Here is a 15,426-nt window from a genome sequence, read left to right as displayed (position 1 = left end):
GAGATTCATCAAGCGGTAGAAGATTATATTTATTATTACAATTACCAGCGGTTCCAATCTAAACTGAAACAGCGCGCGCCGATCGAATACCGGTGCGCGCTGGCAGCATAGCTTTTTTCATCTGTCTACTTGACAGGGGTATGACCATTTACGCGGTTTTTTATGCAAATATGAGAAAATCTAGATCATTCATTCAAATAAGTAGTCACTCTGTTCTGAATAATTTTGGCTACGTCTTCAGCTGATTTTTGCCCAGTAAAGTAAGCTTTGGCTTCTTCAGCAATGATTGTTTGAACCTTGTTCATTGGTATTATCTGAAGAAAAGCTTCTGATATCATGGTATTTAGTACCTGAAGATCCTTTTCGGATACTTGAACTATCCCGCCCTTCCCAACATCAATCGTTCCATTTTTTGCTTCATTCCTTACATCATCAAACATCTTTTCATTAACGGATTTATTCATCGAGAAGCCATCTTGCTGCGGTATGCTTTGCATATCTTCGGACAAGAGGAATTTCATGAAATCCCACGCTGTCCCTTTGACAGTTGAATTCGAATTCATAGCAATGCTATTAAGTCCGCCGAACGCAATCCCAGATTTCTGCCCAGTCGCATGCGGCTTCTGATAAATTTTTCCGTTATCATAGTATAAACCAAGACGAGCTAAGTAATCTGTAGGAGAATATATTTGTGATAGTTTAAAATTGCTATTAAGTTCGAATTTGGATGATATGATTTTCTCGTCGTACAAACCCTTCACACGCTTAAGTAGATCTGTAAAGAGTGTGGAATCAAAATTCGCCTTACGGTTAGCTCCGTCTACCAACTCAGCATAATTATCCGACACAAGTGAGTTAAGCATATCCACTGGTTCCAAGCCTTCTAAAGAGTTGACATGAAGACCCTTATCTGCTAATTGTTTTCCTACATCTGCAAACTGACTCCATGTCCAGTTCTTATCATCAATGGTGACGCCAGCTTCCTCAAAAGCAACTGTATCCCCGAACAAAGTTTCCAAGTAAAATTTGGTTGGTAGAACATATAGCCCACCATTCATGGTTGAATTGTCGAGTATGTTCATATAATAAAGGCTCTGGTCAAAGGATTTATCCTTTTGTATGAATTCTTCTAAGTTTACGAACGCTTTTTTGCTAACGTACTTATCAATCGGCAAGTCGACAGTTGTAACGACGAATAAATCTGCTCCCTTACCCGACAAAATCTCTGTTGTGGTCGTTTTAATGTATTTCTCCACTTCAGCTGGGTTCATCACGCCACCAGCTTGTGAAAACTCTTTAAACTCTATCGTCGTATTCGGATGTGCTGCTTCGTATTTCTGCTTCGCCTGCTTGTAGAAATCGTTCACTGCAAGGGTTGAAACCACAAGGGTCTTCTTGCTCTCTTTATTTTCATCCTCTAGGATACTGTTATTCTTAGAAGAACTAACGGTTTTGCCTGTACTATCGGTACTTACGGAACTGCTGCTTTCTGGTTTGTCGCTGTTATTCGTTGTACTACCACTGCATGCTGTTAAACTCACCATTAATACCAAGCATATGAATATACTTAACCATTTTTTCATTATTAAATTCACTCCCAATTATTTAAGAATATCTATCTCTTTCTTACTCTCATGCCATCTTGAAGCGGTTCACTACTCTCCATAATGACTAACTGTCCAGGATACGCCCCATTAAGGACAATGGTTGTATCTTTATTTGTATCACCTACTTCCACGGCCACCTTGTTAGCATGATACGTGTTGCCAAGCGGTCCTTTCTTTTCTTCCAGGACAAAAATATATGGATTAGAACCCTCACTATGAATGGATTTACTCAGTAGAAGCACGCCATTTTCATCCGCAATAGACTTACTGAGATTCACAGTTGCTTGTTCTCCGCCCTGTAATTCTGTACTTTGTACCGTGATTAGAACTTGTTTATGAAATATGGATACGGACGAATTGCTATCTCCCCCATCATTTGCAGCCGCTGCCGAATTAATAGCATCCACATTTTCAATTCTTGTAACTACACCTTCTAGGGATTGGGTAACTCCCTTGATCTTGACATCAACGTTCTGTATGCTTCCGAGCTCCATTTGATCGGCAATCGAGGACGGAATTTGTAAAGCCAATTGATAGCCTAGACTCGAATTAGATAGGAGCACATCTCCCCCAGCACTACCTGATGGAAGACCTATTACGGCAGTTACTTTCGTGATAACACCATCGAACGGAGCCACGATCTGTCTGTGACTCTCCAAGTCCTCCTGTAAATTTCGCACTTTACGTTCCAGTACTCCTATCTCAAGACGTGCCATCTCAATATCTCGTTTGGTGCTGCGAATCTCTTTATCATCCCCGTTATGATAAGTGTCTATATAACGTTCTTGCAGGCCTTCCATCATTAACTTCTGCCGAGAGAGATTAGCTTGCTCATCTTGGATGCGATTCTCAGCTTCTCGACTATCATAAGTCACGAGGGTTTGGCCCTTAGTAACACGGTCTCCTACTTTTACCTGTATATCCTTGACAATCCATCCAGTCTTGTTGGACAGATCTACTTCGCTAATCGGTTGCAACAATCTGCTGCCGCTGTAATTATGTACAAGTGGACCGGATTTCCCTTCTTCTACCCAAACCTTGGGTAGATTCATCGTGAGCAGTGTATTGCTATAGAGAGTTAAGATAAGCAGTATAGCAATGAATAGGATAAATATGCGTCTGATCCATCGTTTGTGGCTAGATTCAGCATGCTCTGTGGCACGCATCTCCATGTAACTTCCCTCCTTCTTGTCTATCCCATATATGCACTAACCCTTAATACCAGACAACTGAACACCCTCAATAAAATAAGATTCCGAATATAAAAATAGAAGTAACATCGGAGACATATATAGTACGGACGCGGCAAAACCGATTCCTCGTGCCTCCTGTTGGATTCGTGATAAGTATAGAGAAAGTGGCTGCTTAAAAGCATCATCTATAAAGATCAGAGGTTGCTCTACCATGTTCCAATAATCTACAAAGAGAAGAACGACTAATGCGGCTAATCCTGGTTTGATTAAAGGAAGAATGATTCGATAAAAGATCGTCAAATGTCCAGCACCATCTATGATGGCGGCCTCTATATAAGCATAAGGGATCGACAGCATGAATTGCCGGAGCATAAAGACACCGAAAGCAGCAAAAATTCCAGGAAATACGATTGCACTTGCGCTGTTCAAAAGTCCAAGTTTTTCCACGATAATATAGTTCGGCACTAACGTCACTTGAAATGGCATGAGCATAACCATTATATAAACGAAGAACATAGGATCTCGACCTCTAAAACGAAGTTTAGCAAAAGCATAAGCAGCGAGTGATCCTACTACGACCTGCCCAATGATGATGGGCACAACCATGAATACAGAGTTCCAAAACATGTTCAGATAAGTTGATGTTTGCAACAGAACTTTGCCGTACTGCTCGAAGGATACCCAATCGGGAATCAGTTTTAAATTGACAAATTGATCCTTTTCTCCTGCAGACTTGTCTATCATCTGGCCAATAAGATCGTAATTAGTTCCGATCTCCTGCTCTGTCATAAGCGAGTTCATAAATGTAAATATAATAGGGAACACCATGATCACAGCTATGACAAACAGGATGAGGGATAAGAAACATTTGTGCAGAAACGCTATTCTCTTCATATTCATTCCTCACTCATTCCATAAATCGTCTGAATTGACGCTCCAGTGCGAGCATTCCAATAACAAGAACCAGTATGTAAGCTACCATCAATGTTGCGGCCGCCGTCAACTTCTGGACATCAAGCGAAAAAAACATATTGTTCATGTAATGCTGCATCATATAAATACTGTCATGCGGATAATCTCCTGCAATTAAATATGTTTCTCGGAAAATTTTGAACGAATTGATGATCGACATTAAGACGACGAAGAACATCGTAGGTGTTAAATATACGAATGTAATATGGGTTAGTTTACGGAGCGGACTCGCCCCTTCTATGTCCGCAGTTTCGTAATAGTCGCGTGGTATGCTCTGTAGTCCTGCCAGAAATAATATGATATTGTAACCGACATATTTCCAAAGATAAGCAACTGAAAGCACACCTCTTGCCCACTCCGATTTCATCCAGTCGATTCGCTCAAGCTCTAAGCTTTGCAGCCAGCCGTTCAGTGCTCCATTCCAATCAAACAGAATTTGCCAGATCATCACAATGGAGGCAACTGGTACTACAAGCGGCAACACATAGGCAGTTCTGATCCATTTACGCAAATATACATTCTGATTTAAGAGCAGTGCTAAGATTAATGAGATAAGAACTATTAACGGAACGCTTATACCAGTAAACAGCATCGTATTCCACGAGGCTTTGCGGAAAGAATCACTTGCAAGCAGTTCTTTATAATTGTCTAAGCCTACAAAAGATCCACCTATCGTGTTATTCATCAATGAGTACACAACACCCATAACAAATGGGATCAGATAAAAGATAGCAAAACCAATTAAGCTTGGTGCTAGAAACCCTATCGCAATGACACTTTGTTTTCGAAATAAATGTAGAAGTTTCATACCTGTCCTCTTATATTAAGGATCTTTTTACTTTTCATAAAACCATTCTCCTCTAGTTATGAAATATCTAGCTGGAAGTACGTTTTATTCCATATCGTTATTCTAGTAGAGGCTAATGAAGATAAAGAGTGGATGAAATAAAGATTAGATAAATATGGATAAATATACTGAAGATAAAAAAACCACTTACATGTCGGTTTGATGATCTCCGTCATGAAAGTGGCTATGATAAACTTACAAATTTTTATTCAAATAGAAGAAAAACATAACACTATCTTCTGTGTTCGCGGCGCCGTATGGAACGCCATGCAACTCCAAAATATTTTTGGATATCGCAAGTCCTAGACCCGTTCCACCTTGTGCACGTTTTCGTGCACTATCTCCTCGATAGAAGCGTTCCCATATTTTACTTAATTGTTCTGGGGGAATGTGAGCTCCTTTATTTTCTACACATACCTGAACTCGTTCTTGTTCTTCCATAACTGAAATGATAATTTGTTCTTGTTCTGGTGTATATCGAATCGCATTGGCAAGAAAATTAGTAATGACTTGCTCGATTCGATGCTGATTGGCTATAACTTCTACAGCAGGAAGCTCGGTATGCAAATGAAGGTTTTTCTTGCTGAACTGGGGAGACAAATTTTCACAAATCTCTTCAATGAGCTTATCGATGTAGAATGCATCCATCTTCATCGTATACGTACCAGACTCAAACTTAGCTAGCTCCAGCATATCCACAATCAGGAGATCCATCTTATCGACTTCTTTCTCCATAGCTTCAAAATAATGATCTTTCTTATGCGAAGCTACGCCATCCTTCAGAATCGAAATGCAGCTTTTCATAACACTTAACGGTGTTTTTAGTTCATGGGATACCCCTGAAATAAATTCTTTCCTTGTACTTTCTAGTTGCTTTTCTTTCTCAATGTCCTTCTGTAGCTGTTCGATATAGGAATGTAGGGTTTCCGACAGAGAATTGATACTACGAGACAAGTCACCGATCTCATCATTGGATTTAATCGAGATGGTTTCCGAAAAATCTAAGTTGGCTATCCGTTTGGTCGTCCGATTAATTTGTAGTAATGGTCTGGCGATCTTTCTCGAGTAATACAATGCTGCTAGAATCACAAGTAGCATCACAAGAGCAATCATGTATACATAGTAATCTTTAAGCATTTGAACAGCTTCATCAACAGGTTGTAGAGAAGCCATCGAGAAGATATAGTTGGTTGCTCCCTCTGAATCTTTGATCGGCTCAATAAAAAGTTTATACTTCACCTCATGTTGAGTAAAGTCGAGGATCGTTGATTGTTCATAGATGTTATTTCCCTCATCAAATAATAAGCTGGCTTGAAACTCTTGTATTCTCTCCATAAACAAGCTATTCGTATAAATGAAACTGGAGGATTCATTCCCATTCGGCAGTTGAACCTTGGTTATTGTCCCAGTAAGATCAACGCCAGGGAATTCTGTTTTACTCTGTGAATATTTAATTTTTAGAGTGAGTTCATCCATCTTTTTGTTTATTTTCTCATTCACCCAAGATATACCACTTTTATCTAATTTAACTTCATAAGGAATTAAAGCTGAATCCTTCTTAACCTCACCTATAAGAACGCGCATCTTGGATGATAGCAAGGATTCCAGCTGGTTTGACTCTGCGTTCAAAACCTCATCAATGTTCATCATATTATAAAGAGGAATCGTAATGGTTTTACCAGAGAACTCATTAATATATTCATTTTTAGAGTTATCTAATTTTACTTCCAAATAAAAATCATTCGCATTTTTTAAGTTTCCATGGCTATCTAAAGTAGTAATCCATGTGTTGTTTTCTCGATAAAAGTCCTGCTCCATCTTCTGGATGGCTAATACATTCCCACCGCTGTTTATGTAATCATTCTTAAATGCTTGGATATTGGTCTGAATATCGTTTACTTTCCTATTGGCGTAGTATTGTTTAAAAAATATGGTTTGTCCCATATATATTGTAGCTAAGATGAACATACATAACATCGTCGTCAAAGTAAACAGTTTAAATACAATATTGGTTCTCATTGGTTGTCCTCGAATTTATAACCCACTCTTACGAGAGTTGTAATGAGTTTGGACTTATCCCCTAGCTTATGTCTTAAATTACGGATATGCGTATTCACGGTACGATCATCGCCATCGTATTCATATCCCCAAATTTTCGTAATGAGCTGTTCTCTCGTAATGACAATGCCTTTATTTTGTATTAAATAAGCCAAGATTTGAAACTCTGTATACGTCAGGTTGATCTTCTCACCATTTACAGATAGAGTTCGGGAGGGGAAATGAATACAAACCCCATTTATAGTTAAAAGATCGTTATCATTCTTCTTATGTGACAACAAAGCATCAGATTGTAGATTTTCACGATACCTGCTATCGATCAGTCGTTTAGCTCTAGCTAATAGCACAGGTGGGCTATATGGTTTGGTCACATAATCATCCGCACCTAGCTCAAACCCAAGCAATGTATCATCTTCGTCCATTCTCGCAGTCAACATAATGATAGGAACGTTAGATGCTTTCCGAATTCGTCTACAGACAGACCACCCATCTAATTCTGGCAGCATAATATCGAGAATAATTAAATGAATTTCATTTTCTTGAAATAAGGATAATGCCACTTTCCCGTCTGTTGCTTCTATAACAAGATAACCTGCATTAAGAAGATAATCTTTAATAATTTCACGCAAAATATCTTCGTCTTCAACGATTAAAATTGTTTTTTTCATATAACTTCTCCTACGTTTGGTCAAAACCTCGATAGTTCAAATAACTTTGTACATTTTTACCTACTCGTCATTTTTTATTATTACTTTGTGCAAGTGTAACATAGCTATATAAAGATTATGTAAAGATTGTTTAGATAAACTATACTTCTTCGATTTATATGTTACACATGTCCAAATTAGTTCGGAGTCACTGTTTTAACGAATCGCTTCAAAAGAAACACTACAACACCCACTGGATGATTTCGTGGGTGCTGTAGATGTGTAATTCTCAATATTAATCTGCTCTCTTTTGAAACAAAGCTGAAATCTATCGTTTTCATCATTTGCAAGTATTTTTTCTGTTCGGATTTAAAACCAGTACGTCATTTCCTAGCTCAAATAATTTTTCCATCAATGCATCCATGCCATGCTCTAATTTATAATCCATTTCCTCTTTATACAAAGGAACTAAGAAATAGGCATGAATCCTATTGCTATCTTCCGTCGGTATTATGCTTATTTCATCATTTAATTGATATATGACAACTCCATTTAATCCAGTTCCGTCTGCATATGGTTCATATTCCGCATAATTCGGTATTGTATGTCCGTAGCTTAACCAGGTATTGTATGAATGAGGAAAACGAGCCATCTGCTTCATTAATCTAATCGGCCAAAAATTGTTATCATCTTTTACAGATTCCTCGTTCAGCTCCCAGGAAGCCGGGAGAAACATCATAACCTCGGCTCTGTCGAAACTTCCTTCAATCTGCTTAATCATCTCTTCCGGCAAAGTCATCGGTAAGTCGCTCATACCGCTAGTATATAAGACCCAAAATGGAGCATCTTCTGTTGGTTCCATGATATTTACATCAATATGTACGGTATCGGAAACAATTTCATGAAAAACACTACTATTTCTTCCCGGAAATGATTTTTCAAAATGTGCAACGATTTCTTCTGTATATTCCATTGGAGCCGGGGGCTCATAAGCATTATTTTGTTCCTCATATTTGTAAATAGTAGTGCCGTCTTTTGCCTTTTCTCCATTGTTACTGCCGCCAAACAACTTTTTTAGAAAACTCATCTGCTGCTCTCCTTTTTCATTCTACGTCTTTTTGATACATCCATAATACCACAATTATCCATGATAAAAGCTAGGCTGCAAGACTCAGATTGATATGATATACATTTCGAGAGAGTAAGCACTTTCTACTTTGTCAACTCAACTTACATAAATAAAGAGCCTCCGTTTGTTTGCGCGGAGACTCTTTAAGTTAATTATTTATCTGAAAACAAGCGTCGTCTGAAAGAGATTCAATAATTTTTCGAAGACAAGTATTCTAAACTTTTAAAATCATACCCTCGTTCCCGAGCAGTATCAATGATTTTCCCCAGAGCTTCTGCGTTATCTTTGGAAATGGAGTGAAGCAAGATAACTGCTCCAGGATGAAGTTGATCTATAATTTTCTTATATGCATAGCCCCCGCCTCTTTGGTCTTTCGTTTCCCAATCTTTATAAGCAATTGACCAGAATACATGAGTATACCCTTGTTCCTTGCTAACACTTAAAGAGCGATCACTAAAAATTCCTCTCGGCGGTCGTGTGAATGTCATTTCCTTTTGATTGGTAATATTTGCGACCTTTTCCTTTAATTTATCCAGCTCATCTTTTATTTTTTCGTTAGAAATTTGAGACATATCCGGATGACTCCATGAATGATTACCCACTAAATGACCTTCGTTAACCATTCGCTTCACTAATTCGGGCTGATCCTCAATAAAATGCCCAGTAACAAAAAAGGCGGCTGGAACTTGTTTAGCCTTTAACACATCTAATATTTTTGATGTATATCCATTTTCATAACCGTTGTCAAACGTAAGGTATAGTTCTTTTTTACTTGTATCCCCTAAAAAGATAGCTCCATGTTTCTGTAAAATATCTTTAAAACCTTCATAGTCGATGGAGGGGAGCTCGCCGGTTTTGCTTTTTTTAAATCCAAAGTGATACGGTTTGCCTATATTCGCTGCGTTAGTTGTTAACGGAAATAAGGCAATACATAATGTTAGCAATGCAAAAAGAATACGATAACGTTTCATTCAACCATCATTCCAGTCTCCAAAAATTTTACACTGGAGTAATATGCCACTATACGAGATGCAGTATACATTCATGGATTTGATCTCAGAATTGGGCCTCCGCGACGTGACTTTTATCCGACTTGGGATCATGACATTGTGGATTTTGGATAAGCTAAAAAAAAACACTGCCTAGAAGGAGAAACACTTCCATGTTTCAACATAAACTTTTATGGTTCATTGCCCACTATGGCTATATAGGCATTTTCGGTGCCTTTGTGCTTGGTATTATAGGTTTGCCAGTGCCGGACGAGATGTTGATGATGTTTTCAGGATACTTAATTTCGAAAGGTATGCTTCATTATTTTCCGACAGTTATTGTTTCGGCATTCGGCAGCTTTATCGGTATGTCCGTCAGCTATTTCATTGGAAGTAAGTTCGGGTATCCACTCCTAGAAAAATACGGGAGTAAAATTCATATCACAAAAGAGAAGTTAGATAGCACGCAACTCTGGTTTAAGCGGTTTGGTAAATTCGCGATCCTGATCGGTTACTTCATTCCGGGAGTCCGCCATTTAACGGCTTACAGCGCTGGAATCAGCAAGTGGACTTATCGAAGCTTTAGTCTATATGCAGTACCTGGATCTATTCTCTGGGTTGTTTCTTTTATCACTTTAGGTTCATATTTAGGCGAGCATTGGCGTGTCGTTACCGAAATCATACATCGATACCTTTTGATTCTGGTCGTTATTTTGATAGCTGCTGGAATAGTAGCCATATGGTATATAAGAAAGACTAGAACTAAGAAAATGTTGGTAAAATGAGGAAAGGAGCTAATTTACGTAAATGAATTTGAAATTAGAGCTTTCCCGTGCTTTATATATAAGCCTTTTGAGCGCAATTGGTTTTAGCGTCATAGCGATCTTGGTATCCGATAAAAAGATAGCTCAATTCGACAGTGTGATCACTTCCTTTGTTCAAGGGCTGGAATCTCCGGCTATTACGAGCATCATGAAGTTCTTTACTTTCATTGGGGGAGGATTTCCGGTCGCCATTGTTTCGATAGTTGTTTTACTTGTTCTGTACAAGATACTACACCACCGAAGAGAATTGATTTTGTTTATATGGGTCGTCATTGGGACAGGACTTTTAAATGAAGCTTTAAAGCTCATTTTCCATCGAACTCGACCAACTCTGCATCGTATCGTTAACGCAAATGGCTTTAGCTTTCCCAGTGGTCACTCCATGATTGCTTTTAGCTTGTACGGTATACTGGCCTTTTTACTTTGGCGACATATTTCGACCCCCTATGGGCGAGGCATTTTGATTGTATTTAGTTCAGCGATGATACTCATGATAGGGATTAGCCGAATTTATTTGGGCGTCCATTATCCGAGTGATGTTCTCGGGGGATTCTTAGCTAGCGGTTTTTGGGTGGCTGTTTCGATATGGTTTTATCAGAGGTTTCAGGAAATACGGTTCGAAGCATGATCCATTTAATACCCTACCAGATCTGGATATTAATCCCTAGTCAAAAAGAATTGACAATTCCATCGATACGTTTGCGGGTAGAGACAGCAACGCTGGTAATACCCGTTTTTCTTTGCTTAGTCATACAACCAAACCTCCAAATTCGGTTCAATTGGAACCTGATCTAAGTTAGTTATGCACCCATCTTCCTATTCACCTTCCGTGACATAGGCACATATCGTGTAGTAAATCTAATTAGGGAGTAAATATGATATGAATACGTATACGTATGACCTGGGAATGGACCCTTATCATGTACAATCTTTGAATCCACATTGTCCAATCATGGCTCAGCACATTTTAGTAGGAATCAGCTGCTCAACGGCTAATTTAATGAATGCTTGGCGTACGATCTGGGAACAGCATGTTGCTTGGACGAGAATGACCATTATAAGCATTGCAGAAAGTTTAGCAGATGAGGAGCTTGTGACTAAACGACTGCTTCGTAATCCCTCGGATATGGCTGCCCTGCTTAAACCTTACTATGGGAACGAAATAGCCGCCAAATTTGAAAGCTTAATGCGGGAACATCTGGTGATTGCAGATCAACTTGTTAAAGCAGCCAAAGCCGGTGATAGTGTCAAGGCGGCCAATGCAGAAAAAAAATGGTATGCCAACGCAGACGAAATCGCAACGTTCCTAAACAGAATCAACCCATATTGGTCCAGAAATGCAATGCAAGCCATGTTATATGAACACTTGGCTTTGACAAAGAGCGAGGCTGTTTACAGACTTAACAAAAACTTTGCTGCAGATATCGCTACGTACGACAAGATTGAACCGCAAGCCTTAGCGATGGCAGATGCATTTACGGATGGGATTGTGAAGCAGTTCCCTCAGCTATTTTATATGTAACCATCTGGACAGCCTATCATCATTCATTTCATAATTAAAAGCACCCACAATCATCTTCATGATTGTGAGTGCTTTTAAAGTAAGGCTGCGATTTCCTTGTACGATAAATCCATATCATATTTGAGCAGCAGGAGCTGCTTTAACTATTAATTCCAACGTAACACGATCGATTAACTTATCGCTCCAATCCATCAGAATCTCTAGCGTGTATTCTTTGTTTGTAAAAACATAATTATTACATACGGCAGTATGATAACAGGAGACTTGATTGACTTCATAGTCCTTTGTCAGATCAATATCCGATTTCTTAATTGGAATCTCATAATTAGCTTGTGTGGTTTGATTGATATAGGTTGGACTCCAATTCGCTTTGGTCAACTTACCATTTTCCAGTTCAAAATAGGACATACTATCCTGATAGGATAAGGACTTCTTACCATCCGATAGAATTTGCTCAGTGAAGCTTTCCCCATAAATCTGCATGATCTCAGCCTCCGTACTACCAATGGTTAGCCCACCAAACGACAACTCATTGCTTACGTAATATAATCCGTTAGCTCCCCTTACAGGTACAGCCTCCTTCTCACCACCTGGTACCTTCCAAGGAACCCATTTACGTGTAACCGGATTATAAAAGAAGAATTTCGAATCGAATTGAATAATCAAATCCGATCCATTAGCAAAAATCGAGTTGTATTCTGGCAATTTAGAAATAACTTCCGCATTCTTCCCAGGCTGCCAGTAGCTATAACCGAGGGATTCAAGCACCTCGCCTGCTTTGAACCTTTCTAGGTAGACTCCTGAATCACCAATAGCACGAATATAGCCATCTGTCTTCAACTTCTTACCAGAATGATTGATGAACTCTGTATAAGGAATCCCATCTTCGATGACTGTCCAATACGTTCCGGTCTTTGTAGGCGAGATCGTCATATCCATCATGGAATACTTCTGTATCAAAACTGAGCTTGTAAAATTCTTTGTTTGTTTAGGTGTACTCTGTCCATCCTCGTATGTGAATAGATCAAACATATTCGTCTGTTTTCCATCATCAGCAGAAAGAACATGAATCTGCTTTCGACTGCTATCATAAACTGCATAATTGATATTACGCTGCTCTCTACCCTCTGTATCCCGGAGAGCTAGCTTCTCACCTTTGGCTATATCATAAATATTAACCCCATCATAGGATGCATACAGAATCCGATTATGATCCATCCACTGGACAGGGAGATCAAAAGGCTCGATTGTGGATAAAAATTCATTTTCAATTATGACAGGCTCATGATCAGGTCGTTCGAGCACAAAGCTATAAAAGATACCATCTCCATCTCCAAATGCTCCTCCAATTGGTACAACACCGATATAACTTTGCCTATCAGGTGATACGATAAGCTGCTGATAGAATCGAACTCTGGGACTAAATCCAACAGGTGCACCCGATATGCTGTCACGCCATTCAATATCAGGCAACTGCCTAACAGTCAATGAGCTACGGTCAACCCCTAAATTAACATTACTCATGGCACGTAAACTTTCTAAACTGATCCTTAATTCCTTGCTGCCATATATACCAGTTTCCATATTAACTATAGGAATACGAAGATGCTTCGAATCTAACCAATCTGCTTCTACCGGAGTTCCATTAAGTTGTAACGGAAGACTACCTGTCTGCATCTCCTCTACAAAAGCTAATGTAACTGTATTACTTTCTGTGGGAATAAACAGTTGAGATCCATAATGTCTACCCTGAATCAATAGGCTTGTTTGCTTTTCTCCCGATTCATGTAACACCTGATATTCGATTAGTTTTCTTGGTACGAACTTGATTTCATGCAAATCAGCAATTTGGATAGTAAATGTCCCAGCAGGCTTGAGAAAACGAAGCTTAAACCCCTCACCATAATTAGGATTTGGAGTTAGTTCCCAATATACATCCCCACTGACCTTTATCGAATCTTTCATAAGCTTATCCTCTATATCTTTTAACCAAGGATAGGTTGCACTAAGGTAGATCTCCTCCATTTGATACGGTATTTCTATAGCTTCACTCGGCACCTTCCCTTGTTCCCATACTAAATTCGTTGTATAGCAGCAAGATGAATCGCCTTGACCAAAGGAAAGTAGATCAATTCGATCTCGTAATAATAAACCTTCTGCCTTTGCAGTTGGCGTAACTTGTACTTGTGTACTCACAGGCAACAAGCTCTCAGCTGGTGTTACTTCTTCTGATATCTCTTTACAAGAGGATAAACCGAAAAGAATCATACATAAGATGAAACAACCCCATAGACGTTGCAATATAACAACACCCCTTAATTGTTAAATATTCTGAATATTTAATAATCTGTTCGAACTCTTAGACGTCATAAAATCAATTATGTTTCTAATTCCACAACAAAAAAAGCAGCTTCTAGTCGCTGCTTTTTCATTTTCTCATTTAACTATTTGATTAACTTAACTGATCTTTGATGTTTTGTTCTGCAAACTCATAAAAAGCATTCGCATCCTCCCAAGTCGGGAATCCAGCCTGCGCTAGATTATCGCTTCCTCCGCCTTTTCCGTTGTGATTACCTAGATGTGCTTTGAAGAAAGCCCCACAGGAAAACTCAGAATTGCCACGTTGTGCTATGACTATTTTGTTCTCAACAGCAGTAGCTAGCAGTACAATTGCATCACACTGTGCGGTGATCTTCCCAGCCAAGTTTTGTAGATCTTTAAGCGATTTGTCCTCAAAGACATGTGAGATCAGAGCACCATTGTTGCCTGCTATCAATTCCCGCGCTACATATTCGTCATTGTGATCCTTAAGAGCAGCTAATTCAGCTAGAAGCTGTTTGTGCTCCTTCTCCATTTTCTCAATGCGATCTAAGATCCCATCCTTACCTGATTTGAACTTGACCAACAGAGTTCCCAATATCTTCTGAATCTCATTAAATTCTTCTAACGCCCGGTATCCGCACTTAAAATAAATCCGAGTGTTACCTTTAATTTTTTCCGTCTTAATCAGCTTGATCATGCCGATTTCGCCCGTTGCAGAGACATGTGTTCCACCGCAAGCGTTATATTCTACGTCCTTAATTTCTACAATTCGGATATTCTCTGTTATATTGGTTTCTTTCACTAGCTGAAGCTGATTTGCCTCTTCCTCAGTAACCAAATAACTAAGGATGCTATGATTTAGATAAATATGCCGATTAACCTCACGCTCAATGGATTCGAGCTGACTTGTGCTCAGCTCAGTTGCTTCCACATCAATTGTGCAATAATCAATTCCTAGATGAAAACTTAAGGTCTTCGTCTGATACAAGTTAAGGCAAACTGCTGATAACAAATGCTGTCCGCTATGCTGCTGCATATGGTCAAATCTTCGCTTCCAGTCGATCTGACACGTAACGGTACTCTCTTCAGGAAGACGCTCAACTTTATGTAGTACTTGATTCCCATCACTTATGACTTCAATTACTGGAATCCCTTGTATATCTCCAACATCACAGGATTGTCCACCCCCATGCGGATAGAAAGCTGTCTCTTCCAAAATAACATAATAGCCGTCTTCTTTCTCCACCGTTTCTGTAATAGCGGTTTCCCATTTGGTTAAATAAGCAGAATCGTAATAAAGCTTGATAGTCATGACT

Annotated in this window: 14 protein-coding genes; 4 read left to right on the top strand and 10 right to left on the bottom strand. The window is 39.1% G+C overall.

Features of this window, described 5'->3' with window-relative positions; genetic code table 11:
- The first annotated feature begins 3 nt into the window (after positions 1–3).
- On the top strand, positions 4–111 hold the full coding sequence (locus tag AC1DOK_RS13205) for an IS3 family transposase (protein WP_477554110.1): 108 nt from the start codon (positions 4–6) through the stop codon (positions 109–111).
- Positions 112–185: 74 nt separating this feature from the next.
- On the opposite strand, the gene AC1DOK_RS13200 is transcribed toward AC1DOK_RS13205, so the two are convergent.
- From AC1DOK_RS13200 to pdaA, 8 genes are all read right to left on the bottom strand, one after another.
- Entirely contained in the window at positions 186–1,583 is a 1,398-nt protein-coding gene (locus tag AC1DOK_RS13200) for an ABC transporter substrate-binding protein (protein WP_477554740.1), read from the bottom strand.
- Between the two features lie 32 nt (positions 1,584–1,615).
- Complete coding sequence (locus AC1DOK_RS13195) at positions 1,616–2,779, bottom strand: efflux RND transporter periplasmic adaptor subunit (protein WP_477554739.1); 1,164 nt, start codon at positions 2,777–2,779, stop codon at positions 1,616–1,618.
- 36 nt (positions 2,780–2,815) lie between these two features.
- Positions 2,816–3,694: a carbohydrate ABC transporter permease gene (locus AC1DOK_RS13190; RefSeq protein ID WP_477554738.1), complete on the bottom strand. Its 879-nt coding sequence runs from the start codon at positions 3,692–3,694 to the stop codon at positions 2,816–2,818.
- A gap of 13 nt (positions 3,695–3,707) precedes the next feature.
- Positions 3,708–4,580 (bottom strand): carbohydrate ABC transporter permease, encoded by an 873-nt coding sequence (locus AC1DOK_RS13185; RefSeq protein WP_477554737.1) that lies wholly within the window; start codon positions 4,578–4,580, stop codon positions 3,708–3,710.
- Positions 4,581–4,814: 234 nt separating this feature from the next.
- Positions 4,815–6,638, bottom strand: coding sequence for a sensor histidine kinase (locus AC1DOK_RS13180; protein WP_477554736.1), 1,824 nt, complete (start codon positions 6,636–6,638; stop codon positions 4,815–4,817).
- A complete protein-coding gene (locus AC1DOK_RS13175) occupies positions 6,635–7,345 on the bottom strand; it encodes a response regulator transcription factor (protein ID WP_477554735.1) in 711 nt (236 codons plus the stop codon). Before AC1DOK_RS13175 ends, AC1DOK_RS13180 begins: the two co-directional genes overlap by 4 nt.
- A gap of 319 nt (positions 7,346–7,664) precedes the next feature.
- The gene (locus AC1DOK_RS13170) at positions 7,665–8,411 is read right to left on the bottom strand and encodes a suppressor of fused domain protein (RefSeq protein ID WP_477554734.1); all 747 of its coding nucleotides are present in this window, start codon (positions 8,409–8,411) and stop codon (positions 7,665–7,667) included.
- Positions 8,412–8,641: 230 nt separating this feature from the next.
- On the bottom strand, positions 8,642–9,424 hold the full coding sequence (gene pdaA, locus AC1DOK_RS13165; RefSeq protein ID WP_477554733.1) for a delta-lactam-biosynthetic de-N-acetylase: 783 nt from the start codon (positions 9,422–9,424) through the stop codon (positions 8,642–8,644).
- Between the two features lie 191 nt (positions 9,425–9,615).
- Here pdaA and AC1DOK_RS13160 point away from each other — a divergent pair, with 191 nt between their 5' ends.
- The 3 genes from AC1DOK_RS13160 to AC1DOK_RS13150 all read left to right on the top strand — a co-directional run bounded on the left by AC1DOK_RS13160 (position 9,616) and on the right by AC1DOK_RS13150 (position 11,788).
- On the top strand, positions 9,616–10,227 hold the full coding sequence (locus AC1DOK_RS13160) for a DedA family protein (RefSeq protein WP_477554732.1): 612 nt from the start codon (positions 9,616–9,618) through the stop codon (positions 10,225–10,227).
- A 22-nt stretch (positions 10,228–10,249) separates the two neighbouring features.
- Entirely contained in the window at positions 10,250–10,894 is a 645-nt protein-coding gene (locus tag AC1DOK_RS13155) for a phosphatase PAP2 family protein (protein WP_477554731.1), read from the top strand.
- A 252-nt stretch (positions 10,895–11,146) separates the two neighbouring features.
- Positions 11,147–11,788 (top strand): LysM peptidoglycan-binding domain-containing protein, encoded by a 642-nt coding sequence (locus AC1DOK_RS13150; protein ID WP_477554730.1) that lies wholly within the window; start codon positions 11,147–11,149, stop codon positions 11,786–11,788.
- 114 nt (positions 11,789–11,902) lie between these two features.
- Here the strand turns inward: AC1DOK_RS13150 and AC1DOK_RS13145 are convergent, their stop codons facing one another.
- Both AC1DOK_RS13145 and AC1DOK_RS13140 read right to left on the bottom strand, forming a co-directional pair.
- Entirely contained in the window at positions 11,903–14,089 is a 2,187-nt protein-coding gene (locus AC1DOK_RS13145; RefSeq protein WP_477554729.1) for a hypothetical protein, read from the bottom strand.
- A 151-nt stretch (positions 14,090–14,240) separates the two neighbouring features.
- Entirely contained in the window at positions 14,241–15,422 is a 1,182-nt protein-coding gene (locus AC1DOK_RS13140; protein WP_477554728.1) for an alanyl-tRNA editing protein, read from the bottom strand.
- Positions 15,423–15,426: the final 4 nt, after the last annotated feature.

It is taken from the genome of Paenibacillus sp. P5_B5 (assembly GCF_056400365.1).
This window is presented reverse-complemented; position numbering and strand designations above follow the sequence as displayed.

What these genes read in the sequence shown, in the direction of transcription:
- AC1DOK_RS13140 (WP_477554728.1), bottom strand. Translation starts at nt 15,422, where the DNA reads ATGACTATCAAGCTTTATTACGATTCTGCTTATTTAACCAAATGGGAA.
- AC1DOK_RS13180 (WP_477554736.1), bottom strand. Translation starts at nt 6,638, where the DNA reads ATGAGAACCAATATTGTATTTAAACTGTTTACTTTGACGACGATGTTA.
- AC1DOK_RS13195 (WP_477554739.1), bottom strand. Translation starts at nt 2,779, where the DNA reads ATGGAGATGCGTGCCACAGAGCATGCTGAATCTAGCCACAAACGATGG.
- AC1DOK_RS13150 (WP_477554730.1), top strand. Translation starts at nt 11,147, where the DNA reads ATGAATACGTATACGTATGACCTGGGAATGGACCCTTATCATGTACAA.
- AC1DOK_RS13190 (WP_477554738.1), bottom strand. Translation starts at nt 3,694, where the DNA reads ATGAAGAGAATAGCGTTTCTGCACAAATGTTTCTTATCCCTCATCCTG.
- pdaA (WP_477554733.1), bottom strand. Translation starts at nt 9,424, where the DNA reads ATGAAACGTTATCGTATTCTTTTTGCATTGCTAACATTATGTATTGCC.
- AC1DOK_RS13185 (WP_477554737.1), bottom strand. Translation starts at nt 4,580, where the DNA reads ATGAAACTTCTACATTTATTTCGAAAACAAAGTGTCATTGCGATAGGG.
- AC1DOK_RS13200 (WP_477554740.1), bottom strand. Translation starts at nt 1,583, where the DNA reads ATGAAAAAATGGTTAAGTATATTCATATGCTTGGTATTAATGGTGAGT.
- AC1DOK_RS13160 (WP_477554732.1), top strand. Translation starts at nt 9,616, where the DNA reads ATGTTTCAACATAAACTTTTATGGTTCATTGCCCACTATGGCTATATA.
- AC1DOK_RS13175 (WP_477554735.1), bottom strand. Translation starts at nt 7,345, where the DNA reads ATGAAAAAAACAATTTTAATCGTTGAAGACGAAGATATTTTGCGTGAA.
- AC1DOK_RS13155 (WP_477554731.1), top strand. Translation starts at nt 10,250, where the DNA reads ATGAATTTGAAATTAGAGCTTTCCCGTGCTTTATATATAAGCCTTTTG.
- AC1DOK_RS13170 (WP_477554734.1), bottom strand. Translation starts at nt 8,411, where the DNA reads ATGAGTTTTCTAAAAAAGTTGTTTGGCGGCAGTAACAATGGAGAAAAG.